The organism is Chitinasiproducens palmae (assembly GCF_900095735.1).
GTDB classification, from domain to species: domain Bacteria; phylum Pseudomonadota; class Gammaproteobacteria; order Burkholderiales; family Burkholderiaceae; genus Chitinasiproducens; species Chitinasiproducens palmae.
Map to the genome: position 1 here is coordinate 1 of NZ_FNLO01000020.1, position 26,031 is coordinate 26,031.

At 68.0% G+C, this 26,031-nt stretch carries 21 protein-coding genes; 6 read left to right on the forward strand and 15 right to left on the reverse strand.

Annotated elements, in window-relative coordinates; all coding sequences use genetic code 11:
* From BLU54_RS22620 to BLU54_RS22635, 4 genes are all read right to left on the reverse strand, one after another.
* Positions 1-539: alcohol dehydrogenase catalytic domain-containing protein (locus tag BLU54_RS22620; RefSeq protein WP_170845275.1), on the reverse strand; the 539-nt coding region annotated here is incomplete at its 3' end.
* A gap of 296 nt (positions 540-835) precedes the next feature.
* Positions 836-2,383, reverse strand: a complete 1,548-nt coding sequence (locus tag BLU54_RS22625) for an efflux transporter outer membrane subunit (protein ID WP_091913394.1) — start codon at positions 2,381-2,383, stop codon at positions 836-838.
* Between the two features lie 2 nt (positions 2,384-2,385).
* Complete coding sequence (locus BLU54_RS22630) at positions 2,386-5,559, reverse strand: efflux RND transporter permease subunit (RefSeq protein WP_091913396.1); 3,174 nt, start codon at positions 5,557-5,559, stop codon at positions 2,386-2,388.
* Positions 5,560-5,574: 15 nt separating this feature from the next.
* Positions 5,575-6,822, reverse strand: a complete 1,248-nt coding sequence (locus BLU54_RS22635; RefSeq protein ID WP_091913398.1) for an efflux RND transporter periplasmic adaptor subunit — start codon at positions 6,820-6,822, stop codon at positions 5,575-5,577.
* Positions 6,823-7,132: 310 nt separating this feature from the next.
* Between BLU54_RS22635 and BLU54_RS22640 the strand changes: the two genes are divergently transcribed.
* Positions 7,133-7,825, forward strand: a complete 693-nt coding sequence (locus BLU54_RS22640; protein WP_091913401.1) for a TetR family transcriptional regulator — start codon at positions 7,133-7,135, stop codon at positions 7,823-7,825.
* A complete protein-coding gene (locus BLU54_RS23915; RefSeq protein WP_170845276.1) occupies positions 7,822-8,007 on the forward strand; it encodes a hypothetical protein in 186 nt (61 codons plus the stop codon). The genes BLU54_RS22640 and BLU54_RS23915 overlap by 4 nt, the downstream gene beginning before the upstream one ends.
* A gap of 353 nt (positions 8,008-8,360) precedes the next feature.
* On the opposite strand, the gene BLU54_RS22645 is transcribed toward BLU54_RS23915, so the two are convergent.
* The 4 genes from BLU54_RS22645 to BLU54_RS22660 all read right to left on the reverse strand — a co-directional run bounded on the left by BLU54_RS22645 (position 8,361) and on the right by BLU54_RS22660 (position 12,802).
* Positions 8,361-8,852 (reverse strand): carboxypeptidase-like regulatory domain-containing protein, encoded by a 492-nt coding sequence (locus BLU54_RS22645; protein ID WP_139169801.1) that lies wholly within the window; start codon positions 8,850-8,852, stop codon positions 8,361-8,363.
* A 117-nt stretch (positions 8,853-8,969) separates the two neighbouring features.
* Positions 8,970-10,448 (reverse strand): DegQ family serine endoprotease, encoded by a 1,479-nt coding sequence (locus tag BLU54_RS22650; RefSeq protein ID WP_235838091.1) that lies wholly within the window; start codon positions 10,446-10,448, stop codon positions 8,970-8,972.
* Between the two features lie 213 nt (positions 10,449-10,661).
* Positions 10,662-12,098: an ATP-binding protein gene (locus tag BLU54_RS22655; RefSeq protein WP_091913406.1), complete on the reverse strand. Its 1,437-nt coding sequence runs from the start codon at positions 12,096-12,098 to the stop codon at positions 10,662-10,664.
* Entirely contained in the window at positions 12,095-12,802 is a 708-nt protein-coding gene (locus tag BLU54_RS22660; protein WP_091913408.1) for a response regulator, read from the reverse strand. The genes BLU54_RS22655 and BLU54_RS22660 overlap by 4 nt, the downstream gene beginning before the upstream one ends.
* Before the next feature lie 319 nt (positions 12,803-13,121).
* Between BLU54_RS22660 and dacB the strand changes: the two genes are divergently transcribed.
* Together dacB and BLU54_RS22670 are read left to right on the forward strand one after the other, a co-directional pair.
* Positions 13,122-14,765, forward strand: a complete 1,644-nt coding sequence (gene dacB, locus BLU54_RS22665) for a D-alanyl-D-alanine carboxypeptidase/D-alanyl-D-alanine endopeptidase (protein ID WP_235838092.1) — start codon at positions 13,122-13,124, stop codon at positions 14,763-14,765.
* Positions 14,766-14,811: 46 nt separating this feature from the next.
* Positions 14,812-15,879, forward strand: coding sequence for a DUF1501 domain-containing protein (locus BLU54_RS22670; RefSeq protein ID WP_091913411.1), 1,068 nt, complete (start codon positions 14,812-14,814; stop codon positions 15,877-15,879).
* Positions 15,880-16,115: 236 nt separating this feature from the next.
* Here the strand turns inward: BLU54_RS22670 and BLU54_RS22675 are convergent, their stop codons facing one another.
* From BLU54_RS22675 to BLU54_RS22705, 7 genes are all read right to left on the reverse strand, one after another.
* On the reverse strand, positions 16,116-17,177 hold the full coding sequence (locus BLU54_RS22675; RefSeq protein ID WP_091913414.1) for an L-threonylcarbamoyladenylate synthase: 1,062 nt from the start codon (positions 17,175-17,177) through the stop codon (positions 16,116-16,118).
* Between the two features lie 10 nt (positions 17,178-17,187).
* Complete coding sequence (locus BLU54_RS22680; protein ID WP_091913417.1) at positions 17,188-18,375, reverse strand: 5-(carboxyamino)imidazole ribonucleotide synthase; 1,188 nt, start codon at positions 18,373-18,375, stop codon at positions 17,188-17,190.
* Complete coding sequence (gene purE / locus BLU54_RS22685) at positions 18,372-18,884, reverse strand: 5-(carboxyamino)imidazole ribonucleotide mutase (protein ID WP_091913420.1); 513 nt, start codon at positions 18,882-18,884, stop codon at positions 18,372-18,374. Before purE ends, BLU54_RS22680 begins: the two co-directional genes overlap by 4 nt.
* Positions 18,885-18,992: 108 nt before the next feature.
* Positions 18,993-19,886, reverse strand: coding sequence for a phosphoribosylaminoimidazolesuccinocarboxamide synthase (locus BLU54_RS22690; protein WP_091913423.1), 894 nt, complete (start codon positions 19,884-19,886; stop codon positions 18,993-18,995).
* Between the two features lie 309 nt (positions 19,887-20,195).
* Positions 20,196-21,260: a class II fructose-bisphosphate aldolase gene (gene fba / locus BLU54_RS22695; RefSeq protein ID WP_091913426.1), complete on the reverse strand. Its 1,065-nt coding sequence runs from the start codon at positions 21,258-21,260 to the stop codon at positions 20,196-20,198.
* 64 nt (positions 21,261-21,324) lie between these two features.
* Positions 21,325-22,869, reverse strand: coding sequence for a pyruvate kinase (gene pyk, locus BLU54_RS22700; RefSeq protein WP_091913454.1), 1,545 nt, complete (start codon positions 22,867-22,869; stop codon positions 21,325-21,327).
* A gap of 121 nt (positions 22,870-22,990) precedes the next feature.
* On the reverse strand, positions 22,991-24,196 hold the full coding sequence (locus BLU54_RS22705; RefSeq protein WP_091913428.1) for a phosphoglycerate kinase: 1,206 nt from the start codon (positions 24,194-24,196) through the stop codon (positions 22,991-22,993).
* A 608-nt stretch (positions 24,197-24,804) separates the two neighbouring features.
* Here BLU54_RS22705 and BLU54_RS22715 point away from each other — a divergent pair.
* Both BLU54_RS22715 and BLU54_RS22720 read left to right on the forward strand, forming a co-directional pair.
* The gene (locus BLU54_RS22715) at positions 24,805-25,728 is read left to right on the forward strand and encodes a branched-chain amino acid transaminase (RefSeq protein ID WP_091913433.1); all 924 of its coding nucleotides are present in this window, start codon (positions 24,805-24,807) and stop codon (positions 25,726-25,728) included.
* A 95-nt stretch (positions 25,729-25,823) separates the two neighbouring features.
* The gene (locus BLU54_RS22720) at positions 25,824-26,024 is read left to right on the forward strand and encodes a zinc-finger domain-containing protein (protein WP_091913435.1); all 201 of its coding nucleotides are present in this window, start codon (positions 25,824-25,826) and stop codon (positions 26,022-26,024) included.
* Positions 26,025-26,031: the final 7 nt, after the last annotated feature.

The window sequence follows — 26,031 nt, forward strand, 5'->3', positions numbered from 1 at the left end:
AACACCACCGCCCCGACCCCGGTCGTCACCCCGCAGCCGATGTAGCAGACCTTGTCGAACGGCGCGTCCGGGCGGATCTTCGCCAGCGCGATCTCCGGCACCACGATGAAATTCGAAAACGTCGACGTGCCCATGTAGTGCAGGATCGGGCGCCCGTCGAGCGAGAAGCGCGAGGTGCCGTCCGGCATCACGCCGCGCCCCTGCGTGCTGCGGATCGCCTGGCACAGGTTGGTCTTGCGCGACAGACAGAACTTGCACTGCCGACACTCCGGCGTGTAGAGCGGAATCACGTGGTCGTCGACGCGCAGCGTGCTGACACCCGGCCCCACTTCACGCACGATGCCGGCCCCCTCGTGTCCCAGAATCGCCGGGAACGCACCTTCCGGATCGGCGCCCGAGAGCGTGTAGTAGTCGGTGTGGCAAATGCCGGTTGCCTTGATCTCGACCAGCACCTCGCCGGCCTTCGGCCCCGCCAGTTCCACTTCCTCGATGCTCAGCGGCTTCTGCGCCTCCCAGGCGATCGCTGCTCGGGTCTTCATGTCGTGTGTTCTCCGTGGGAAAGTTGCTGGCGGCCCAGGCGCGATGCACGCCGGCCGGCTCGACGGGCCCTATTTTGCGACAGGTGGCGCCGAGGTGCAGCAGCGGCGTGGTCCGCAATGCGAAAGCTGGCAGCCGCGACGCGCCATCCGCATGCCGCCGCGATGCGCGAAGACCCGCGACGACCCGCTTCGACGTAAAAAAAGGCGCTGCATTGCAGCGCCTGCTCCTGCTCCTGCTGGCGGGCCGCCCTTCGATGCCGTTCGAAAACGTCCGGGCGGGCGCGGCCAGCAGGCCGTCAGCCGCCGCTCGGCGCGCTCGCCGCGCTCGCCGACGCTGCCGATGCTGGCCGAGGCGTACCGTTGCGGTCGACGTTCGCGTAGTCGGGCGGCGCATCGGCCGCCTTCGGCGTGTCGCCGGTATGCTCCAGCCAGCCGCCGCCCAGCTTCTGATACAACGTGACCAGATTGGTCAGCCGCGACAGTTCGGCGTTGATCAGCGTCTGCTGCGCCCCGTACAGGTCGGTCTGGGCCGTCAGCACGCTCAGATAGCTGTCCACGCCGCTCGTGTAGCGAAGGTTCGACAACTGCAGACGTCGCTGTTGCGAATCGACGTAGTTCTTCAACGCCGCGATCTGCTGTTCGTAGGTGGTGCGTGCGATAAGGCCATCGGACACCTCGCGGAACGCGGTCTGGATCGCCTTTTCGTACTGCGCGATCTCGATGTTCTTCTCGATATGCGCCAGGTCCAGATTCGCCAGGTTCTGGCCGCCGTTGAAGATCGGTAGCGAAATCGTCGGCGAGAAGGTCCACGCCGCCGAGCCCGCCTTGAACAGCCCGCCAAGCTGGCGGCTGGCGGTACCGAAGCTGCCGGTCAGCGAGATGCTCGGGAAGAAAGCCGCTCGCGCCGCGCCGATGTTCGCGTTGGCGGCCAGCAGTAGTTGTTCCGCCTGCAGGATGTCCGGACGTCGGAGCAACAGGTCCGACGGCAGGCCGGCCGGCACGTCGGCGATGATCGCCTGCTGTTCGAGCGGCACGCCCTCGGGCAGATCCGCCGGCAGCGGCTGGCCGATCAGCTCGACCAGCGTGTTCTGCGCCTGCTCGCGCAAACGGGTCTGCGACGCGTAGTTGGCCTCGGCCTGACGCACCACGCCTTCGGCTTCGCTCAGGTCCAGCGCCGAACCGGTGCCGGTATCGAACTGCACCTGGGCCAGCCGCAGCGACTCGCGCGAGGTCTTCAGCGTTTCCTCGGTGACGCGCAGCAGCGCCTCGTTGGAACGAACCGTCAGGTACTGGTTGGCGACCTGCGCAATCAGCGCCAGCGTGGCGGCACGCCGGGCTTCGGCAGTCGCCAGGTATTGCGCGAGCGCGGCCTGATTCAAGCTCTGCACACGGCCGAAGAAGTCGATTTCCCAGGAGGCGGACGGACCGATCTGGTACTGGCTGCCGATCGTTGCGCGGCCCGTGTAGCTCAGGTCGGCCGGCGTGCGCGAGCGCGTGCCGGTCGCGTCGAGCGAGAGCGTCGGCAACAGCGCCGAGCGCTGCACGCGATACTGCGCGCGTGCCTCGGCGACTTGCAGGACCGAGACCCGCAGGTCGCGGTTGTTGCGCAGCGCAATCTCGATCAACGCCTGCAGTTGCGGATCGGTGAAGAAATCCCGCCAGCCGAGCTCGGCCGCCGGCACCGCGCCTTGCTGGCCCGCGCTGTCGGCATAGGCGCCTTCGCTCGGGAACTGCGTGGCGACCGGCGCCGCCGGTCGCTCGTAGCGCGGCGCAAGCGAGCAGCCCGCCAGCACGGCGGCAGCCGCCAGTGCCAGCAAGGTGGGATGAAACGGTTTGATGGTCATCTTCAACGTCCTTCCTGGCTCGTCGGTTCGTGCTTCGCGTGTTGTTCTTCGAGCGCCTTGTTGTCGTCGCCGTCCACCCCCTTGGTGAAGCGGCTCACCACCACGACGTAGAACATCGGCACCAGGTAGATCGCCAGGAACGTGGCGGTCAACATGCCGCCGATGACGCCCGTGCCGATCGCGTGCTGGCTGCCGGAGCCCGCGCCGCTGCTGATCGCCAGCGGCAGCACGCCGAGGATGAACGCCAGCGACGTCATCAGGATCGGGCGCAGCCGCAGACGCGTGGCTTCCATCGCCGCATCGACGATCTTCATGCCCCCGCGGTGCAGGTCCTTCGCGAACTCCACGATCAGAATCGCGTTCTTCGCGGACAGACCGACCGTCGTCAGCAGGCCCACCTGGAAGTACACGTCGTTCGACAGGCCGCGCAGCGTGGTGGCCAGCAGCGCCCCCACGATGCCCAGCGGCACCACCAGGATCACCGAGAACGGAATCGACCAGCTCTCGTAGAGCGCCGCCAGACACAGGAACACGACCAGGATCGAGATCGCGTACAAGGCCGGCGCCTGCGCACCGGACTGGCGTTCCTGCAGCGACAGGCCGGTCCATTCGAAACCGAAGCCCGGTGGCAGCTTGGCGGCCAGCGCCTCCATCGTCGCCATCGCGTCGCCCGAGCTGCGGCCCGGCGCCGCTTCACCCTGGATCTGCACGGCCGAGACGCCGTTGTAGCGCTCCAGCTTTGGCGACGCGTAGGTCCAGTGCCCCGTCGCGAACGAGGAGAACGGAACCATCGTGCCAGCGTTGTTGCGCACGTACCATTGGTTGACGTCTTCCGGATTCATCCGCGCGAGCGCCTCGCCCTGCACGTACACCTTCTTCACCCGGCCGCGGTCGATGAACTGGTTCACGTACGACGAGCCCCAGGCGATCGACAGCGTGTTGTTGATGTCGGACAGCGACACGCCCAGTGCCGAGGCCTTCTCGTCGTCGATCTCGATCTGGTATGCCGGCGTGTCATCCAGACCATTCGGGCGCACGCGCGTCAATTCGGCATTCTGCGACGCCATGCCGAGCAACTGGTTCCGCGCGGCCATCAGCGCCGCATGGCCCGCGCCCGACCGATCCTGCAGCTCAAAGTCGAAGCCGCTGGCGGTACCGAGTTCCGGAATCGAAGGCGGATTGATCGGATAGATCGTCGCGTCCTTGATCTGCGAGAAGCGACCGAACGAGCGGCCGATCAGCGCGCCGATCTTCTGGTCGGCGGCACTGCGCTCGCTCCAGTCGCGCAGCCGCACGAACAGGATTGCCGCGTTCTGACCCCGGCCCGCAAAGCTGAAGCCGTTGATCGAGAACACCGCTTCGACCGTGTTCTTCTCATCCTTCAGCAGATAGTTGGTCACTTCGTCGATGACGCGCTGCGTCCGTTCCTGCGTCGCGCCCGGCGGCGTCTGGATCTGCACGAACATCGTGCCCTGGTCTTCCTCGGGCAGGAACGAGCTCGGCAGGCGCCAGAACAGCAGGCCGACGGCGACCAGAATCACGCCGTAGACCAGCAGCCAGCGGCCGGAGCGCGCGATCACGCCGCGCACGCCACGCTGGTAGCCGTCGCGGCCCCGGTCGAAGGTGCGGTTGAACCAGCCGAAGAAGCCGCGCTTCTCTTCGTGGTGCCCCTTCGGGATCGGCTTGAGAATGGTCGCGCACAGCGCCGGCGTCAGGATCAACGCGACGAGCACAGACAGCACCATCGCCGCGACAATGGTCAGAGAGAACTGGCGGTAGATTGCGCCGACCGAGCCGCTTTGGAAGGCCATCGGCACGAACACCGCGGACAGCACCAGCGCCACGCCAATCAGCGCGCCGGTGATCTGGCCCATCGCCTTGCGGGTCGCGTCGCGGGGCCCGAGCCCTTCCTCGACCATCACCCGCTCGACGTTCTCCACCACCACGATGGCGTCATCGACCAGCAGACCAATGGCCAGCACCAGGCCGAACATCGACAGCGTGTTGATCGAGAAGCCGGCCGCGCCCATGATCGCGAACGTACCCAGCAGCACCACGGGCACGGCGATCGTCGGGATGATCGTCGCGCGGATGTTCTGCAGGAACAGGTACATCACCAGGAACACCAGCACGATGCCTTCGATCAGGGTCTTGACCACTTCCTCGATCGACAGCTTCACGAACGGCGTCGTGTCGTACGGATATTTCACGACCATGCCGGCCGGGAAGTAGTGCGACAGCTCCTCGACGCGCGCGCGTACCCGGTCCGCCGTCTGCAGCGCGTTGGCGCCGGTGGCCAGCTGCACGCCGAAGCCGGCGGTCGGTTGGCCGTTGTACTTGGTGTCGAAGTTGTAGTTTTCGCCGCCGAGTTCGACCCGCGCCACGTCGCCGATCGTCACGCGCGAGCCATCGCTGTTGACCTTCAACAGGATCTTGCGGAACTGTTCCGGCGTCTGCAGGCGGGTCTTTTCGGTGATCGAGGCGGTTAGTTCCTGCCCCGGCACGGCCGGTGCGCCGCCGAGCTGACCGGCGGACACCTGCACGTTCTGCGCGGCAATCGCGTTGGTGACGTCGACCGGCGTCAGCTGGTAGCTGCGCAGCTTGGTCGGATCAAGCCAGATCCGCATCGCGTACTGCGAGCCGAACAGCTGGACCGTGCCGACCCCGTCGACCCGGCTGACCGGGTCCTGGATGTTCGACGCGACGTAGTTGGCCAGGTCGTACTTGCTCATCGAGCCGTTTTCCGACACGAAGGCCATCACCATCAGGAAGCTGCTGCTCGACTTGGTGACGCGGATACCCTGCTGCTGCACGGTCTGCGGTAGCAACGGCGTCGCCAGCTGCAGCTTGTTCTGCACCTGCACCTGCGCGATGTCCGGATTCGTGCCCGGCGAGAAGGTCACCGTGATCGTCGCATTGCCCGACGAATCGGACGTCGACGACAGATACATCAGGTGATCGATGCCGTTCATCTGCTGTTCGATCACCTGCGTGACGCTGTCCTCCACCGTCTGCGCCGAGGCGCCCGGATAGGTCACGCTGATCTGCACCTGCGGCGGCGCGATCGTCGGGTATTGGGAAACCGGCAGGCGCAGGATCGACAGCGCGCCCGCCAGCATCAGCACGATCGCCAATACCCAGGCGAAGATCGGCCGATCGATAAAATACTTTGCCATCTGGAGGCGGCTCCCTTATTGCGGTTGACTGGCCGACGGCGCGCTCGCCGCCGACGCTGCGCTGCCGGCCTGCGCGGCAGCCGGGCCGCTTGCGTACGGCGAGCTGGCGGCCAACGCCGGCATCTGCGCGTCGACCGGCTTGACCGTCGCGCCCGGCTTCGCCTTCTGCGTGCCCTGCACGATCACCCGATCGCCCGGCTGCAGACCGCCGGTGACCACCCACGCATTGCCTCGCGTGCCAGAGGTTTCGAGCGTGCGCAGCGCGACCTTGTTGTCCGGGCCGACGACCAGCGCGGTCGGGTTGCCCTTCTGGTCGCGAGTCACGCCCTGCTGCGGTACCAGCATCGCCCGGTCGTTGACCGCCTGTTGCAGACGCGCGCGGACGAACATGCCCGGCAGCAGGTCACGGTTCGGGTTCGGGAAGACCGCGCGCAACGTCACGCTGCCGGTGTTCTGATCGACCGTGATGTCGGAGAATTCGAGCGAACCGCTCTGCGCGTAGGTGCTGCCGTCCTCCAGCACCAACTCGACCTTGGCGCGATTGTTACCGGCGCTCTGCAACTGGCCGGCCTGCAGCGCACGGCGCAGACGCAGCACTTCGGTGCTCGACTGGGTCACGTCGACGTAGACGCGGTCGATCTGTTGCACGGTCGCGAGCAGCGTCGCCGCGCTGGCCTGCACGTAGCCGCCCGGCGTGACCTGGGCCATGCCGATGCGGCCGGAAATGGGCGAGGTCACATTGGTGTAGCCGAGATTGATGCTGGCGGTGCGCACCGCTGCCCGGCCCGATGCGACCTGCGCTTCGGCCTGGCCGAGCGAGGCAACCGCGTTGTCGTAGCTCTGCTTGCTGATCGCGTTCGCGGCGACCAGGGTCTTGTAGCGGTCCGCCTGGGCTCGCTGGGCGCCGACATTCGCCTGCGCATTGGCCAGCGTGGCGCGCGCGCTTTCCAGTTGCGCCTGATACGGCGCCGGGTCGATCTGGAACAGACGTTGGCCCGCCTTGACCTCGCTGCCTTCGACGAAGTCGCGCTTGAGCACGATGCCGTCCACGCGCGCCCGGACTTCGGCGATCAGCAGCGGCGAGATGCGGCCCGGCAATTCCGTCACGATCGTGACGGGTTCGTTGCGCACGGTCAGCACGCCCACTTCGACCGGTCCGGCAGGCGCTGCCTGCTGTTGCTTCTGACCGCAGGCGGAGAGCACCAAGAGTGCTGCCCCCGAGGCCGCCCAGATGAGACGAAATGGAACCCGATCGACGCGCATGAAACGACCTCAGTGTCTTGGAATTGATTGGTATTCAACGCAGCGGCCGATCTGCATTATCGGCTGGCGTTGCATCTTACATGTGTACAAAAGCCCGCGCCCTGATGTCTCGCGCACGCACAGGAAAGTCGTCCCGACGCGGGGGACCGAGGCACTGGCGAACGACCGGGCGGAAGGTATGCAGGAAAACCCGAAGCTGGCAGACAGGCTGGCGGTGTATTATAGATACATTCATGAATGTATGTTGCTTCTCCCTGTAGAAGGAACATTTCGATTGATCAACTTGCCGCAGAGGTAGCCAAACCGCCATATGGCTCGCAGAACAAAAGAGGATGCGCTGGAGACGCGCGGCCTGATCCTCGACACCGCGGAACGGGTCTTTTACGACAAAGGCGTATCGCGCACCTCACTGGCCGATATCGCAGAAGCCGCGGGCGTTTCGCGTGGGGCGATCTATTGGCATTTCAAGAACAAGTGCGAGCTGTTCAATGCGATGTTCGATCGCGTCGTGTTGCCGATGGACGAGTTGATGGGCGAAGCGCCGACCGCGCACGACCCGCTCGGACAGATGCGGCGAGCGATGATCGACTGCCTGTGCAGCATCGCCGAGGACCCGCGCCGGACGCGCATCTTCAGCGTGCTGTTCCACAAATGCGAGCTGACGCACGAGATGGGACCGCTGTTCGAGCGCCATCGGGCGCATCAGACGCGGGCGCGCGAGCAGATCGAGGCGAAATTGCGCCGGGCCATCGAGGCCGGCCAGCTGCCGGCGGAACTGAACACCGCTCACGCCGCCGCGATGCTGCACGCGCAGTTGGGCGGCTTGGTCAACGACTGGCTGTTTTCGCCCGAGAGCCTCGATCTCGCAAGCAGCGCCGCATGCTACATCGACGCATTTGTCGAAATGATGAAAGTGAGCCGCGCGCTGCGGCTCACCCCGCCCGTCGCACATCGCGAGCGGGTGGAAGCGGCGCATACGGAGGAAGCGCTGGCGCGGCCGTGACACACCGCGACGGCTATGGCTACGGCTACGGCTACGGCTATGGCTACGGCTATGGCTATGGCGGCGGCCACGGCCACAGCAGCTGGCAGTTCGGCATGGGCAGTGCGCCAGAGTCGCGGACCCCGGGCGCTGCAGAGCGGTGCCGGACGCCTCACCGCGGCCGCCCGTCATACAGCGACTGACCCGTGGAAAAGCAAAGGGCCCATCCGGAAGCCATCCCGAATGGGCCTTTCGCTTTTACCCTGCCCTACCGCGTGAGCTGGCTGTGCGGTGCAACCGGTGTCTCTTTGCCTCCGGCAAGCTGTTTGACAGTATGTGTCTGTCGGCTTGCGGCAGCCGTGTCGTGCTCACGACTGGTTATCGACAGCCGACACCGCGACAAGACTCGAAAGACTCGGAACGCCTTCGCATTCCCGTCTGCCCGGCTTGCAAGCGCATCTGCATTGCGCCGTCGCGGTGCGTTCCTGATGTCACGTGATGGATTCAGCGTGCCGACTGCGGCGTAAGGAATGCAAACGCCGGGGCATCGCCGTGCTCAGCGCACGCGCCAGTCGAAGCGCGCCCGCGCGCCCTTCTTGCCCACATTGACCTGGCGCGTCTGCTCGCGACCGCTGTAGCTCGCATGCACCGTGTAGTGGCCGGGCTTCAGCCGCACCAGCATGTACGGGCCTTGCGACGTCGCCTCGAACACGGTCGCCCCCCTGCCGTCGGTGATCTTGACCGGCACGTCGGCGACGAAATTCCGTTCGCCACCGATGAACTCCAGCGACAGCGGCCAACGCGCCGCCTCCTTCTTCAGCGTCGTCGATTCGTCGAGGCCGACACCGCCGCTGATGTAGTCGATGCCGTTGGCCTGTTGCGTCTGCAGGCCATTCGGGGGCGGCGGCGGCGGCGCGTCGCCGGGGGCCGCATGCGCGAACGGAGCGCTCAGCAGCGCCGCAGCGGCCGCCACGGCGAGCATGCCACGTCGGGCGAGCGCCGCGCCACTGCGGTTCATCGTCATTTCAGTCGTCGAATTGTCTGCCATCGCGTTCACTCCTGTCAGTGGGTCGGAGCGCCAGCGCCGCTTTCGGGACGCCGGCGCGCGGCCGCCGCATCGCGGCCTAGCGTCGGGACGAGAGCAAACCTCATGCCGAGACGGCGCTCAGCCGAGGTCGACGGGCACGAAGATTTGCGTATCGTTGCGCTCGACGAGCAGTGCGAGACTGCCGTCCGCGCGGGCCACATCGCGTTTCAACTGGTCCACGCTGGTGACGGCTTCCCCGTTGACCGCGACGATCACGTCACCGGGCTGGACGCCGGCATTCGCCGCCGGTCCGGCCACCTGCTCGACCAACAGACCGTTGGTCCCGGCCATGCGCCGCTCGTCCGGCGTCAGTTGACGCACCGCCACGCCCAGCTTGCCCTGCCCCGTATCGTCCTGCCGCGCTTCAGCGACCTTCTTGTCGGCGAACGACCCGACCTTGACGTCGACCGACTGACGCCGGCCAGCGCGCCAGACGTCGAGCTTGGCGGTCTGGCCGGGCGCGATGTTCGCGATCTCGGCCGGCAGCGCGGCGGATTCGTCCACCGCATGCCCGTTGACCGAGAGGATCACGTCGCCCGCCTTCAGGCCCGCCCGAGCGGCCGGCCCGTCGCGCTCGACCGACGCGACCAGCGCACCTTCCGGCTTCGACATGCCGAACGACTTGGCAAGCGCCTGGTTGACCTCCTGGATCGCGACGCCGATACGTCCGCGCTCGACATGCCCGGTGCGCACGAGTTCGTCCTTCACCTTCATCGCCACGTCGATCGGTACCGCGAACGACAGGCCCTGAAAACCGCCGGTCTGGCTGTAGATCATCGAGTTGATGCCGATCACCTCGCCGTCCAGATTGAACAGCGGGCCGCCCGAGTTGCCGGGATTGACCGGCACGTCGGTCTGGATGAACGGAACATAGGTTTCGTCGGGCAGCGAACGCGCCTTGGCGCTGATGATGCCGGAGGTCACCGTGTCGGTGAAGCCGTACGGCGAGCCGATCGCCACCACCCACTGACCGGGCTTGCTCTTCGACGGGTCGCCGATCCGCACGGTCGGCAGATCCTTCGCCTCGATCTTCAGCACGGCGACGTCGGTCTGCTTGTCGACGCCCACCACCTTCGCGCGGTACTCGCGCTTGTCGGTCAACTTCACCGACACCACGTTCGCACCGTCGACGACGTGGGCGTTGGTGAGGATGTAGCCGTCGCGGCTGACGATGAAACCGGAACCTAGGCTCATGCTTGCGCGGTCCGGCGCCTGCATGCCCCCATCCGGTTGGCCGTCGCCGTAGAAGTGCTTGAAGAACTGGTAGAACGGATCGTCGGGATCGACCGGCATCTGGCGCGGCATCTGCCGACGCGCGGCAGTGGTCACCACGTGCTTGGCGCTGATGTTCACGACAGCTGGACCGTAGGTTTCGGCGAGGCCGGAGAAATCGGGAATGCCGGTCTTCGCCGCGGCCTCCGCGGGCATCATTGCGGCCTGCACGGCCGGCACCATCGGCGGCGCATCGTGGCGCCCGCCAAGCGCATAGCCGGCGGCAAGCGAAACGGCGACAGCGGCGGCTACCGCGCTGCGCTTGATGGTCTGGATCTTGGTCACGTTCGGTCTCCGAGCAGAACCGCCTGCGGCCGGACGGCCCGAGGCATTGATCGGAAGCTTACAAACGTCGACTTAAGCCAACATTAAGAGCCACTGCACGCACGACCGAGCGCGGCTGGGCCCGCAGACCGCGCTGACTGCGCACGCGTCCAGGTCGGCGCAACCGGCAGTGTCGACGCGCCGGTGCGCCGGCGTGGCGGCGAGGCCGGCTGCCTATCCGCCTGGCCCAGCCTGTATCGCAGCGGCGCCGCCCTCCGCACCGTCGCGCAGCGGCGGAAAACGGACGGTGACAGCCAGTCCCGGGGACTCGCCGGCGCCCGTCACTGCGCCCGTACCAGCGGCGATACCGCCGACCACTGGCCGCGCGTCCGACAGTTCGATCGCGATGCCGTGACGCGCCGCGATCTGCCGGACGATGGCCAGCCCCAGGCCGCTGCCTTCGGCGGCGCCGGTCGCGCCGGCACCACGATAGAAGCGGTCGAACACGCGCTCGCGCTCGTCGGCCTGAATGCCGGGACCCGTATCGGCGATGCTCAGCACCGCGCCTGCCTCGGCTGCCATGCTCGCCGAAGCCGCGGGGGCAGCCGCGAGCGTGACGTCGATACGCCCGCCTGCGGGCGTATATTTGATCGCGTTGTCGAGCAGGTTGCCGAGCAGGATCTCGAAGTCGTCGGCCGCGCCGCGCGCGCGCGCCGGCGCCGCTTCGACGATGCCGAGGTCGACACCTCGCTCGAAGGCTACCGTCGCCAGCGCCGCCACCTGCGCTTCGATCAGTGCCTTGAGGTCGACCGGCTCCGCGCGCCCGACTGCGCCACCGGCCGGGTCGGTACGCGCCAGCAACAGCAATTGCTCGGCGAGCCGCGTCGCGCGCGCGATGCCGCCCCGCAGATCGGCCAACGCGGTACGCCGCTCGTCGTCATCGCTAGCCCGTTCCAGCAATTGCGCCTGGATGCGCACCGCCGCGAGCGGCGTACGCAATTCGTGCGCGGCGGCCGCGACGAAGCCCTTCTGCCTGTCGAGCGCTGCGTTCAGCCGTTCGAGCAGCCCATTGAGCGCGTCGACCAACGGCGCCAGCTCCTGCACGCGGCGGCGCGGCGCCAGCGGCGCGAGGCTGCCCGGGGCGCGCGCATCGAGCGCCCGCGCCAGCGCGCCGAGCGGTCCCAGTTCGCGGCCGACCACGCGCCAGATCAATACGCCCAGCAGGGGCAGGATCAGGATTACCGGCCACAGCGTCCGCCAGGCGGTGCGGGCCGCGAGTTGCTCGCGCACCGCCATGGCCTGCGCCACCTGCACGACGTTCTGGCCGACGATGGCCGTATAGACGCGGAAGTCGCCCTGCGACGTGCGCTCGGTCGAGAAGCCGAGCTCCGCGGTGGTGGCGAGCCGCGCGCCCGGATGCGAATAGTAGAGCGGCGTACCGTTGCGCGACCAGATCTGCACCACGACATCGTCGGTGCCGTCGGCGTGCTCGCCGAGCATCGACGCGAAGGCGCCCGACGGCAGGGCGGCCGCCATCTGACGCAATTGGTAGTCGAACAGCTGATTGGCTTCGGCGCGCGCCTGCCGGTAGATCACGCCGCCGGCCAGCGCCACGCAGGCGATCACCATCGCGAACAGCCAGAACAGCAGCCGCTGCCGGATCGAACTCATGCGGATGGCCCTCGCCCACGTTGGGTGTCGTCCGCCGTGGCCGTCTCGGGGCGCGCCATCGCGTAGCCCAGTCCGCGCACGGTGCGGATCACGTCGGCGCCCAGCTTCTTGCGCAGCGCATGCACGTAGACCTCGATGGTGTTGCTGCCGACTTCCTCGCCCCAGCCGTAGATCTTGTCCTCCAGCTGAGCCTTCGACAGCACCGCGCCGGGACGGCTGGCAAGCGCTTCGAGCAGGGTGTATTCGCGCGCCGACAGCACGACCTCGCTGCCGTCGCAGGTCACGGCGCGACTGCTGGTGTCGATCGTCAGGCGCCCCACGCGAAGCGTCGCTTCGCCACGGCCCGCGTGCCGCCGCGTCAGCGCCCGCATCCGCGCGGCCAGCTCGTCCAGATCGAAGGGTTTCACCAGATAGTCGTCGGCACCAGCGTTGAGCCCCTTGACGCGATCCGCGACGGCGTCGCGCGCAGTCAGGATCAGTACCGGCGTCGTCACGCCGGCCCGCCGCATGCCGCCCAGCACCTCGAGCCCATCGCGCCTGGGCAGGCCCAGATCAAGCAGCACGATGTCGTAGATGGCGTTCGCCGCGTTGTTGGCGCCACTGGCACCGTCCGCCGCCCAGTCCACTGCCCAGCCATCGGCGCGCAACGCCTTGGTGACGCCCGCGGCGATCATCTCGTCGTCTTCGATCAACAGTACGCGCATCGTTCTTCTCGACATCGCAGCTTGCGGCACGGCCGCTTTCCGGCAAACTCCCGGCCTACCCCCGACCGCCTTCCGGTCACCAGCCGCCGCCGGCCGCCGCCAGCCCGCGGCCGCGCGACGTTGCCTCGATTCGGCTTCGGCTTCGGCTGCATTCTACGACGGCCTCGGAACGCTGCGCGCGCGCGGCCCGATGTGCGATGTCCGCTGGCACTGGCCGTTCGGGCGGGAGTTTTTCAGCTTGTCACCATTCATCCCGCGATTCCCAGGAGCGGCGAAGCCATGTCTACAATAAGGCTTGCCCCCATCCATCCGACACCCGATGCCGTTGCTACCGCCCGACCCTCTGAATCCGTCCTGTCCCAACGAAGCGCCGGCTCGCCCGCCGGCGCTTTCGATGTTGGCGCCCGGCGCCGCGCGGCCTGGCTGGCACCGGACGCGTCGAGGCGTCGCGGCGCTCGCGATCGCGCTGTTCGCCGGTGGCCTGCTGACCACCCATGGCGAAACGGCACAGGCGAAGCCGCGGGCCGCGGCGCGCGTCAGTTCGGCCACCGCCCGCTTGACGCAGCGCGCCGCGACGGTGCGAGGCGCCGCCCCCAGCGAAGTGGCCGGCCCGTTGCCGCCAGCGGTGACGCGCGCGCTCGCCGCGGCGCGGGTGCCGGCAAGCAGCATGACGGTGCTGGTCGAACGGCTTTCCGACGGCGCGCAGGTGCTGTCCTACGGCGCCAGCCGCGAGGTAACGCCGGCGTCCACGATGAAGCTCTACACGACGTACGCCGGCTTGTCGATCCTGGGTCCGCAATATCGCTGGCAGACTGCCGCCTTCGTCGACGGGCCGGTCGTCAACGGCGTGCTGCAGGGCAATCTGTACATTCAGGGCACCGGCGACCCGAAACTGGTGCCGGAACAGCTGAGCGAGCTGATCACGCAGATCAGACAGAGCGGCATCAACCGCATCGCCGGCAACCTGGTTCTCGACAAGAACTACTTCGATGTCTCGACCCGCGACCTGCCCCCGCTCGACAATGCGGCCAGTGCTCCGTATAACGTCGGGCCCGACGCGTTGCTGTACTCGTTCAAGGCGCTGTCGTTCAACGTCACGCCGCTGCCCGACGGGGAAGTCGACGTGGCGGTGCAGCCGCCGCTCGCGCAGCTGCGCATCGACAACACGATCCACGCGACGCGGGGTCGCTGCACGACGACCGCGGCGGCCACGCCGTCCCTGACCAGCGAGCCGGACGGCACGCTGCTTGCGCGCTTTGGCGGTGCACTGCCGACGGCGTGCGGCAGCCAGCCGGTGAATCTGGCGGTACTCGACCATACCCGCTTCTTCGCGGGCGGCTTTCTGTCGCTGTGGCAGAGCCAGGGCGGCACCTTCGGCGGCAGCGTGAGCGAAGCGCCGGTGCCGGTGGCGGCCCGTCTGATTGCGCTGCACCGCAGTCCGCCGTTGGATGAAATCGTCAACGACATCAACAAGTTCAGCAACAACGTGATGGCGCGCAACCTGTACCTGACGATCGGCGCGGTCGGTTTCAAGCCGCCCGCGACGCCCGACGGTTCGGCGCGCGTGATCGCGCGGTGGATGCGCCGCAGCCATATCGCCAACGACGGTCTGCGCATCGAGAACGGTTCGGGACTGTCACGGGACGAGACGACCACCGCGGCCTCGATGGTCTCGCTGCTCGATCACGCGTATCGCAGCCCGGTGGCGCAGCCGTTTCTGGCGTCCCTGCCGATCGCCGGCGTCGACGGCACGATGCGGCACCGACTCGGCAACAGCGACGTGATGGGCCAGGCACACATCAAGACCGGCACGCTGTCCAACGTGCGCGCCATCGCGGGCTATGTCTCCGCAGCGAATGGCCAGACGTACGCGGTGGCCAGCTTCATCAACGATCCGCGCTCCGAAGCCGCACGCGCCGCCCATGACGCGTTGCTGGAGTGGATCTACCGCCTGCCCGCCTGAGGCTGGGTTAGAGGTAGCAGCAGAAGCAGATGCAGATGCAGGTGTGATGAAAAGACGCAACTTCCTTCTCGGCGCCGCCGCAGGCGCGGCGCTCGGTGCCTGGCCGCTGGCCAGCACTGCATCGCCCGTCGGCGCCCGCGACCTGCCCGCGCGGCGCGCCGGGACCGGGCCGGCTGCCGGCATCCCATCCTCGCGGCTGCTGATCCTGGTGGAGCTCCAGGGAGGCAACGACGCCTGGAATACGGTGATTCCGTACGCCGAGCCGGCCTACCGGCGGCTGCGTCCGACGCTGGCCATCCCGCGCGACCAGGTCGTGCAACTCGACCGACAGCGCGGCCTGCATCCAGCGCTGGCGGGCTTGCTGCCGGCCTGGCAAGCCGGTGAACTGGCCGTGGTCGAGGGCGTCGGCTGCCCGGCGGCGAACCTGTCGCATTTCCGTGCGCAGCAGATCGGCGCGACCGCTTCGGCCGCCGACGCCTACCGCGACGATGGCTGGGTGGCGCGCGCGCTCACGCAGGACGGCCAGGCCCGTACCGCCTGGCAGGTGAACGGCGAAGCCGGTCCGCTTTGGACGCTCGACACCCAGCTGCACGTGATCGCCGCGGACGCGGTGGATACAGCCCGCCCGGCCTGCACTCAGGCATTTGCAACGGCGTTGCAGGCGGCGCTCGCCAGCCGGGACATGCCGATGGCCGCGATCAAACTCACGATGCCCGGCTTCGACACGCATCACGCGCAGACGCCGATCCATGCACGCCTGCTCGGCGAACTGGCGACCGGGCTCTCCGTCTTGCGCGACGGCCTGCGCAAAGCCGGACGCTGGGACGAGACGTTGGTGATGACCTACGGTGAATTCGGCCGGCGTCCGGCCCAGAACGCGGATGGCGGTACCGAACATGGCGCGGTGTCGGCGCAGTTGCTGCTCGGCGGCCGCGTCGCGGGCGGCTTCCATGGCGCGCCGCTGGTATTCGACCGGCTCGACGGCGCGGGGGATGCGATCCCGGCGGTCGATTTCCGCTCGGTCTACGCCAGCGTGCTGTGGCAATGGTGGCGACGCGATCCGCAATCGGTGCTGGGCGGCCGGTTCGACCGGCTTCCGCTGTTGCGGGTCTGAACCGTCGCGGCACGGTGTGTCGCTGCCGAATCGTCAGGCGCGACCACGCGGTAGCGCTCGATGCCGCGCGACGTCACGCGACTCGGCCATGCGATTCGGCCATGCGATTCGGCCATGCGATTCGGCCGCGCGAACCGGTGGCGACGATGGCGACGGGATGGCGGAACGGCAGCCCGGTCGGTGGCGGCGCCGACGCCGCTGCGACAAGCGGACGCCGACGTCCGCTGAGCGTCGCTTCAGTGTCCGGCGCGGAACGCCGCCGCCGCGCGGCCGAGCCGATCGTTCACCGCTTGCCAGGCGAGCGTCGCCGGCAGGGTCTCGATGTAGATCTGGCTGTAGGCCGCGCTATCGAGCCGACGCAGCATCGCATACAGTTCGCGGGCGTACGCGTCCGGGTCCGCAGGCGCGGCGACGACTTCGACGCCGCGCCCGGCCGCGATGCGGCGCAGCGCGTCCGGGCGCAGCACGGCGACCACCGGCAGCGCATCGCCCCGCCGCGCGGCCAGTGCGGCCGCGATGGCGTCCGCGTCGAGCAGCAACAGCGGCGTGTCGGGCGCATAGTGCGCGCTGAGCGTGCCCGAGGCACGCGGCGCGCTCGGGTCGGGGCTGCCGTCGGGCAGGCGCGGCATCTCGCCGAGCGCCTCGGCGAGCTGGGCCGCGCCGATCTGGCCTGGCCGCAGCAGCGCCGCGAAGCCGCGCGACACGTCGACGATCGTCGATTCGATGCCGACTTCGCACGCGCCACCGTCCAGCACCGGGACGCGGCCACCGAACTCGTCGACGACGTGAGCCGCCGTCGTCGGACTGACGCGGCCGAAGCGATTCGCTGACGGCGCCGCAATACCGCCCTGCCCGCCGACGCGCGCGGAGAAGCCCCGGAACAGCGCCTGCGCAAGGGGGTGCGACGGACAGCGCAGCCCGACCGTATCCTGGCCGCCGGTAACCGCATCCGAGACGCCTGCCGCGCGCGGCAGGATCAGCGTCAATGGGCCGGGCCAGAACGCGTCGATCAGGCGCCGCGCCGCGTCTGGCAGCGTCGCGGCCCAGGCCAGCGGGTCGCCCTCGGGCGGCAGGTGGACGATGACCGGATGATTGGCCGGCCGCCCCTTGAGCGCATAGATGCGGGCGATCGACGCCGGGTTGGCCGCATCGCCAGCCAACCCGTAGACGGTCTCGGTCGGAATGCCGATCACCTCGCCCGCCGCCAGCAGCTCGATCGCCGTGTCCAGCCCCCCGTGCGCCGGGTCGAGCGAAACCTCGGCCGGGGCGGCGGGGTTCGCCTCTGTCGCTCGCGCCATCGCGATTTCCTCAGGCAATGCCGAGCAGACGCTCGAGCCCGACGGCCGTCGCGACCGCTTCGTCGACGGTTGGCGCGGTGACGTTGATGTGACCCATCTTGCGGCCGCGGCGCGCCTCGGACTTGCCGTACAGATGCAGACGGGCGCCGGGCGTGGCCAGCACGCCGGCCCAATCGGGAGTGCGCTGCGCGTCGCCGTCGAACCAGACATCACCCAGCAGGTTGACCATGCAGGCCGGCGTGAGCAGACGCGTGTCGCCCAGCGGCATTCCGGTCATCGCCCGCACTTGCTGTTCGAACTGGTCGGTCGCGCACGCATCGATCGTGTAGTGCCCGGAGTTGTGCGGCCGCGGCGCCATCTCGTTGGCGACCAGCGCGCCGTCCTCCAGCACGAAGAACTCGACACACAGCACGCCGACGTAATCGAGCGCGGTCGCGATGGCCACCGCGGCGCTGCGCGCGCGCTCGGCAAGCGGCGCGTCGACATCGGGCGCCGGCGCGGTGGTCAGTGCGAGAATGCCGTCGCGGTGGATGTTCTGCTGCGGGCCGAAATGCGCGGTTCGTCCGTCGCGACCGCGCACCACGATCACGGACAGTTCGAACGCCAGATCCAGCCGTTTCTCCAGCACGCAGGCCACGTCGCCGAAGCGCGTAAACGCGGCGCGTACTTCGGCCGGCGTGCCCACGCGTGCCTGTCCCTTGCCGTCATAGCCAAGCCGCGCCGTCTTCAGGATGCCCGGCAACACGCCGGCCAGGCGCGCGTCGTCGCAGGCATCGAGCGCCTCGCGCGTGTCGAGCGCGAGATACGGCGCCACGGCCACGCCCGCGCCATCGATGAAACGCTTCTCGGCGATGCGATCCTGCGCGATCGCGACGGCCTTCCCGGACGGACTGACACGGGTCGATTCGGCCAGGCGGTCGAGAACCTGCGCCGGCACGTTCTCGAATTCGGTGGTCACCGCGGCGCACACCGCGAGTTCCGCCAGTGCATCGGCATCGTCGTAGGCGGCGAGCAGGTGGCGCTCGGCGATCGAGCCGGCCGGACTGGCCGGATCGGGGTCCAGCACCATCACGCGATAGCCGAGCGACTGCGCGGCGAACGCGAACATGCGGCCGAGCTGGCCGCCGCCTAGAATGCCGAGCCATGCCTCGGGCGCGATCGGCGCCAATTCGGTGCCCTGAGAGATCGGCGCGCTCATGCTGGCGGCAAGCTCATGGCGCGCGCCCGCGCGCGCTGTGCCTGGCGGAAGGCCGACAAGCGGCTCGTCAGGTCCGGCGACTGGCCGGCCAGCATGGCGACGGCGAACAGCGCCGCGTTTGCGGCACCCGCTTCGCCGATCGCGAAGGTCGCGACCGGGACGCCCTTCGGCATCTGCACGATCGAGTGCAGCGAGTCGACGCCGCGCAGGTATTTGCTCGGCACCGGCACGCCCAACACCGGCACGATCGTCTTGGCGGCCAACATGCCGGGCAGGTGGGCGGCACCGCCCGCGCCGGCGATGATCGCACGCAGACCGCGGTCGCTCGCGCTGTCCGCGTAGGCGAACATTTCGTCCGGCATCCGATGCGCGGAAACGACCTGCGCCTCGTACGGAACGGAGAAGTCCTCCAGCACCGTTACCGCGTGACGCATCACTTCCCAGTCGGAATCCGATCCCATCACGATGCCGACCACCGGCGTCGCTTCCTGTTTGTCCATAGCACTCATGTCAGTCATCGTCGCCGCCCGTCCAGACGGGCACTCGTGCTCGCGTCGGCATCGCAGCGCGTGCCGACGCCTCCGGGGCGGCGTTCAGGTCACCGTTCGGGCCGCCGCTCAGACCAGCTCGCGGCCGGTCAGACGGGTCAGCGCCTCGCGATACTTTTCCGCGGTGCGCGCGACGACGTCGTCGGGCAGACGCGGCGCGGGAGCGGTCTTGTTCCAGGTCTGCGTTTCGAGCCAGTCGCGCACGAACTGCTTGTCGAACGACGGCGGGTTTTCGCCGACGCGATAGCCGTCGGCCGGCCAGAACCGCGACGAATCGGCGGTCAGCACTTCGTCCATCAGCACCAGCTCGCCATCGTCGTCCAGGCCGAATTCGAATTTCGTATCGGCAATGATGATGCCGCGCGTCGCCGCGTAGTCCGACGCCTCGCGGTACAACTGGATGCTCAGCGCGCGGATCCGCTCGGCGACTTCCTTGCCGACACGCTCGGCCGCTTCGTCGAAGCTGATGTTTTCATCGTGCTCGCCGAACTCGGCCTTGGCGGCGGGCGTGAAGATCGGCTCCGGCAGCTTCTCGGCATTGCGCAGGCCAGCCGGCAGCTTCACGCCGCATACCGCGCCGCTCGCCTGGTAGTCCTTCCAGCCGCTGCCCGCCAGGTAGCCGCGCACGACCGCCTCGATCAGGATCGGCTTGAGCCGCTTGACGACGACCGCGCGTCCGGCGATCTGCGCGGCCTCGTCGGGCGCGACCACCGTTTCCGGCGCCACGCCGGTCAGGTGATTCGGCACGATATGGCCGAGCTTCTCGAACCAGAAATTCGCCATCTGGTTGAGCACGCGGCCCTTGTCGGGGATCGGTTCGCCCATGATCACGTCGAACGCCGACAGGCGGTCCGTGGTCACGATCAGCAGCTTGTCGTCGCCAACGGCGTAGTTGTCGCGAACCTTGCCGCGGCCGAGCAGCGGCAGCGAATGGAGCGTCGATTCGTAGAGGGTCGAGGACATGGCAGGATCGTCGGTCAGCGGTGGTCGGCAGGGGCGCCCGCCGGCACGGTAGGCCGTGCAAACGCGGACGGCGTGCGGCGGAAGCGGACGGCGCTTCGGCCGTCGGGGCGAATCTTAAAACAAAAAACCGCCTGGTGGTCCAGGCGGCAGGAAATGCGCGTCGAGCCGGGCTGCGCAACCGCGCGGCGAAACCGGCCATCGCGCCGGCTTTCGCGGCTTTCGCAACACCGGTCGGGTCGGACGGGCGCGGGCACCGTGCGCCCGGCACCGCGGCCGACCCTGGCGGCCGCCTCGGTCAGCCGTCGCGGCTTACTGCACGACTTGCGACAGCTCGCCCTTCTTGTAGCGGTCGGCCATCTTGTCGAGCGGCAGCGGCTTGATCTTGCTGGCCTGGCCTTCACAGCCGAACGCGAGATAGCGCGCTTCGCAGACCTTGGCCGCCGCGGCACGGGCCGGCTTCAGGTAGTCGCGCGGGTCGAACTTCGACGGGTTTTCCGCGAAATAGCGGCGGATCGCGCCGGTGATCGCCAGCCGCAGGTCGGTGTCGATGTTGATCTTGCGCACGCCGTGCTTGATGCCCTCGACGATTTCCTCGACCGGCACGCCATAAGTTTCCTTCATGTCGCCGCCGAATTCGCGGATCTCGGCAAGCAGTTCCTGCGGCACCGACGACGAACCGTGCATCACCAGGTGGGTGTTCGGAATGCGGCGATGAATCTCTTTGATGCGCTCGATCGCCAGGATGTCGCCGGTGGGCTTCTTGGTGAACTTGTACGCGCCGTGCGAAGTGCCGATCGCAATGGCCAACGCATCGCAGCCCGTCTGCCGGACGAAATCGGCCGCCTGTTCCGGGTCGGTCAACAGCTGGTCGCGGGTCATCGTGCCCTCGGCGCCGTGGCCGTCTTCCTTGTCGCCCTTCATGGTTTCGAGCGAGCCCAGCACGCCCAGTTCGGCCTCGACGGTGATGCCGATCGAGTGCGAGAACTCCACCACCTTGCGCGACACGTCGACGTTGTATTCATACGACGCAACGGTCTTGCCGTCGGCTTCCAGCGAGCCGTCCATCATCACGCTGGTGAAACCGCTCTTGATCGCCGCCATGCACACCGCCGGCGACTGGCCGTGGTCCTGGTGCATCACCACCGGGATGTGCGGGTAGGCTTCGACCGCCGCTTCGATCAGATGGCGCAGGAACGCCTCGCCCGCATATTTGCGTGCGCCGGCCGAGGCCTGCATGATCACCGGTGCATTGACCTTGTCGGCGGCTTCCATGATCGCCTGGACCTGCTCCAGGTTGTTCACGTTGAAGGCCGGCAGGCCATAGCCGTTCTCGGCCGCGTGGTCGAGTAGCTGGCGCATCGATACGAGAGCCATTTCAATCTCCTTGATAGCGAATAACGGATGTGGGGTCGGGCGCCCGGCATGGGCCGGCGCCGCTTCATTCTTCGATTCGAACGATCTTCAGTGTATTGCTGCCGCCGGGTTGCCCCATCGGTTCGCCGCAGGTCAGCACGACCCGGTCGCCGCGCGCCGCGAAACCGCGCGCGACCAGCGTCGACAGCGCATCGCGCAACGCGTGGTCGCGATCGTCGCGCAGTTCGGCATCGATCGGCGTCACGTTCCGGTACAGCGCCATGCGCCGCTCGGTCTGCTGGTTCGGCGTCATCGCGAAAATCGGCACGCCGCTCGAATGACGGCTCATCCACAGCGCGGTCGCGCCGGACTCGGTCAACGCGACGATCGCCTTCGCGCCGAGGTGGTAAGCCGTAAACAGCGCACCCATCGCGATCGTCTGGTCGATTCGCGAAAACGTCTGGTTCAGAAAATCCGCGTCGAGCTCGATGTGCTGCGACTTCTCCGCCTCCAGGCAGATCGCCGCCATCGTCTCGACCGTCTCGACAGGATAGCGGCCCGCGGCCGATTCTGCCGACAGCATCACCGCGTCGGTGCCGTCCAGCACCGCGTTCGCGACGTCCGACACCTCGGCGCGCGTCGGCACCGGCGCCTGGATCATCGATTCCATCATCTGGGTGGCCGTGATCACCACGCGGTTGGCCTCGCGCGCCATCTTGATCATGCGCTTCTGCAGCGCCGGCACCGCGGCGTTGCCAACCTCGACGGCCAGATCGCCGCGCGCGACCATGATGCCGTCCGACGCGCGCAGAATTTCGGCCAGCGCCGGAATCGCCTCGGCGCGCTCGATCTTCGCGATCATCTTCGGCTTCACGTTGCCGTGCGCGGTGCCGGCGACCACCGCCAGCTGGCGCGCCATTTCCATGTCCGTCGCGCTTTTCGGGAACGACACGGCGATGTAGTCCGCGCCGATCGACACCGCGGTGCGGATGTCGTCCATGTCCTTCGCGGTCAGCGCCGGTGCCGACAGGCCGCCGCCCTGCTTGTTGATGCCCTTGTTGTTCGACAGCTCGCCGCCGATCTTCACGACGGTGTGGATCTCGCTGTCGACCACGCGCACCACGTCCAGCACGATCAGGCCGTCGTTGAGCAGCAGCGTATCGCCCGGCGACAGATCGCGCGGCAGGTCGCGGTAGTCGAGACCGACGCGCTCCTCGTTGCCGAGCGCACAATTCGCGTCGAGGATGAACGGCGCGCCGTTGACCAGCGTCACGCGGCCGTTCTCGAACTTGCCGACCCGGATCTTCGGGCCCTGCAGGTCGGCCATCACGGCCACCGTGCGGCCCGCCTCGCGCGCCGCCGCCCGCGCCAGCTCGGCACGCCTGCGGTGGTCGTCGGCGGTGCCGTGCGAAAAGTTGAGACGGACGACGTCGACGCCTGCCGCGACCATGCGGCCCAGGGTGGCGGCATCGTCGGAAGCAGGACCGAGCGTGGCAACGATCTTGGTGGCGCGCAGCGGGCCATTGCCGCTGGACGCCAGCGGCGCGATCCAGTGCGGCGTCGCGCTCGGCGCCTCGGCCGCGGCCTCTTCCTTGCGCGAAGATCGATTGTCCTTGCTGCCCCCTGCCATCGTCATCTCCCAGTGCTGTGTCAGTGCTGCGTGTCTGTCAGGCCGGCCGCACGGCGCGCCGGCCGGTCTGCGATACCTACGGTACGGCGCGCGGCGCGACGGCCGGTGCGCCGCGCGCCGATCAGGCGGCGTCGCCGGCGCGTGCTTCGAGCGCCGCCACCGCAGGCAGGGTCTTGCCTTCGAGGAATTCCAGGAAAGCCCCGCCGCCGGTCGAGATATAGCCGATCTTGTCGGCAATGCCGTACTTCGCGATCGCGGCCAGCGTATCGCCGCCGCCGGCGATCGAGAATGCGTCCGAGGCGGCGATCGCCTGCGACAACGTCTTCGTGCCGTTCTCGAACGCGGCGAATTCGAACACGCCGACCGGGCCGTTCCAGACGATCGTACCGGCGGCCTGCAGTTGCTCGGCAAGCGCGCGAGCCGTATCCGGGCCGATGTCGAGGATCATGTCGTCGTCGGCGACCGCGTCCGCCGCCTTGGTCTGCGCCGCGGCGTCCGCGCTGAAGGTCTTCGCGACCACCACGTCGGTCGGAATCGGCACCGAAGCGCCACGCTGCTTCATCAGTTCGATGATCGTGCGGGCCTCGTCGACCAGATCCGGCTCGGCCAGCGACTTGCCGATCTTCAAGCCGGCCGCGAGCATGAACGTATTCGCGATGCCGCCGCCGACGATCAGTTGGTCCACCTTGTCGGCCAGCGATTTCAGGATCGTCAGCTTGGTCGAGACTTTCGAACCCGCCACGATCGCGACCAGCGGGCGACGCGGCGCACCGAGCGCGCGGCCGAGCGCATCGAGCTCGTTCGCCAGCAGCGGGCCGGCACAGGCCACCGGCGCAAAGCGTGCGACGCCGTGCGTGGTCGCCTCGGCGCGGTGCGCAGTGCCGAACGCATCGTTGACGTAGACGTCGATCATGCCGGCGATGCGCTTGGCCAGCGTCTCGGAATCCTTCTTCTCGCCCTTGTTGACGCGACAGTTTTCAAGCAGCACGACCTGACCGGGCGCGACTTCGACACCGTTTTCGACCCAGTTCTGAACGAGCGGCACATCGCGACCGAGCAATTCACCCAGGCGCTTCGCGATCGGCGCAAGCGAATCCTCCGGCTTGAACTCGCCCTCGGTCGGGCGTCCGAGGTGCGACGTCACCATCACCGCGGCACCCGCGTCGAGCGCAGCCTGGATGGCGGGCACCGAGGCGCGGATGCGGGTGTCCTCGGTGATGTCCCCCTTGTCGTTCTGCGGCACGTTCAGGTCGGCGCGGATGAACACGCGGCGACCGGCGATCTTGCCGGCGGCGATCAGGTCGGTGAGGCGAAGTACTTGGCTCATGGAAGGCTCAGATGATCGTTGGAAGCGAAATCGGTGACGGTGCAATGCGCGGCGGGCCGCCGGACGCGATACACGACGCGCGGCGCAGCACGCGCTGGCAGGCGCCGCGTCCGGCCGGGCCGTTGCGGCCCGAGGGGCCGGCGGGTCAGGCCGCGCGCAGCCGTCGTGCAGCCGCGCGTGCCAGCGGGTGCAACGGCCCCGCGGACCGCGCACGCGCATGGGCGCGCGCCCTCGTGACAAGTCAGCGCGTCGGGAAGGATCATCGGGCCATTCTAACGCATTGCAAGGCGCGGGCTGCGTGCGGCGGACCCCGCCGCACGGGCCGCCCCATGCCGAATCCATGCCGAATGCGGCCATCCGGGCCGGACGACCGCCGCATCAGCCAGACCGGCGCGCAGCCCCGTCGCATCGAGGTGGATGCGGAGGTGGCGGCCGACCTCGCGGACCGGGTCACGGACGAAGCGCGGTAAGGCACGTGTAAGCCGCGCGCCGACGGACGCCGCGGCAGCGTCGAAGATGCACTGCAGACATGCGAAAGTAGGCATGCAAGCGCATGCGTCTGTTTTACAATAACGGATTACGCGACCTTGATCCCCCGGGAGAACACTATGTCAATGGCCGATCGCGACGGCAAAATGTGGATGGACGGTCAGTTGATCGATTGGCGCGATGCCAAGATCCACGTCCTCACGCACACCCTGCATTACGGGATGGGTGTATTCGAAGGCGTGCGCGCCTATCGTTGCGACGACGGCGTGACCCGGGTGTTCCGGCTCAAGGAACATACGCAGCGCCTGTTCAATTCGGCCAAGATCTTCCGGATGACGATGCCGTTCGACGCCGAGACGCTGCAGAAGGCGCAGCTCGAGGTCGTGAAGACGAACGGTCTGGAATCCTGCTACCTGCGCCCGATCGCCTGGATCGGCTCCGAGAAGCTGGGCGTCTCGCCGACCGGCAACACCGTCCACGTCGCGGTCGCCGCCTGGCCGTGGGGCGCCTACCTCGGCGCCGAGGGCATCGAGCGCGGCATTCGCGTCAAGACCTCGTCGTTCCAGCGCCACCACGTGAACGTGTCGATGGTGCGCGCCAAGGCCAGCGGCTGGTATGTCAACTCGATCCTCGCGAACCAGGAAGCGCTGACCGACGGTTACGACGAAGCGTTGCTGCTCGACGTCGACGGCTATGTCTCCGAGGGTTCGGGCGAAAACGTCTTCATCGTGAAGGGCGACACGCTGTACACGCCGGACCTGTCGAGCTGCCTGGACGGCATCACGCGCAGCACGATCATGACGCTGGCGCGCGACCTCGGCATCGAGGTGGTGTCCAAGCGCATCACACGCGACGAAGTGTATTGCGCGGACGAAGCGTTTTTCACCGGTACCGCCGCCGAAGTCACGCCGATCCGCGAACTGGACAATCGCACCATCGGCGCCGGCTCCCGTGGCCCGCTGACGGAAAAGCTGCAAACCGCCTACTTCGACGTCGTGCACGGCCGCAATGCCAAGTACGCGGAGTGGCTGACCGCCATCTGAGCCGCTCCCGGCACGCGCCCGCGCGTGCGTCGCAGCATGAATCACGCCCCGCGGGCGCCGCAACGAACGGCGCCCCGCCCCCAGGAATCACCGCCATGACTGTCGTAAAGGAAATGCCGCTGGTCGAAGTCAGCGCCAAGGACCTGCCCGTCCATTGCCCGAACCCGCAAATGCCGCGCTGGAGTTCCCACCCGCGCGTCTTCATCGATGTCACGCACGGCGAAGCGCGCTGCCCCTACTGCGGCACGCGCTACAAGCTGCGCGACGGCGAAGTGGTCACCGGCCACTCGATCTGACACGACG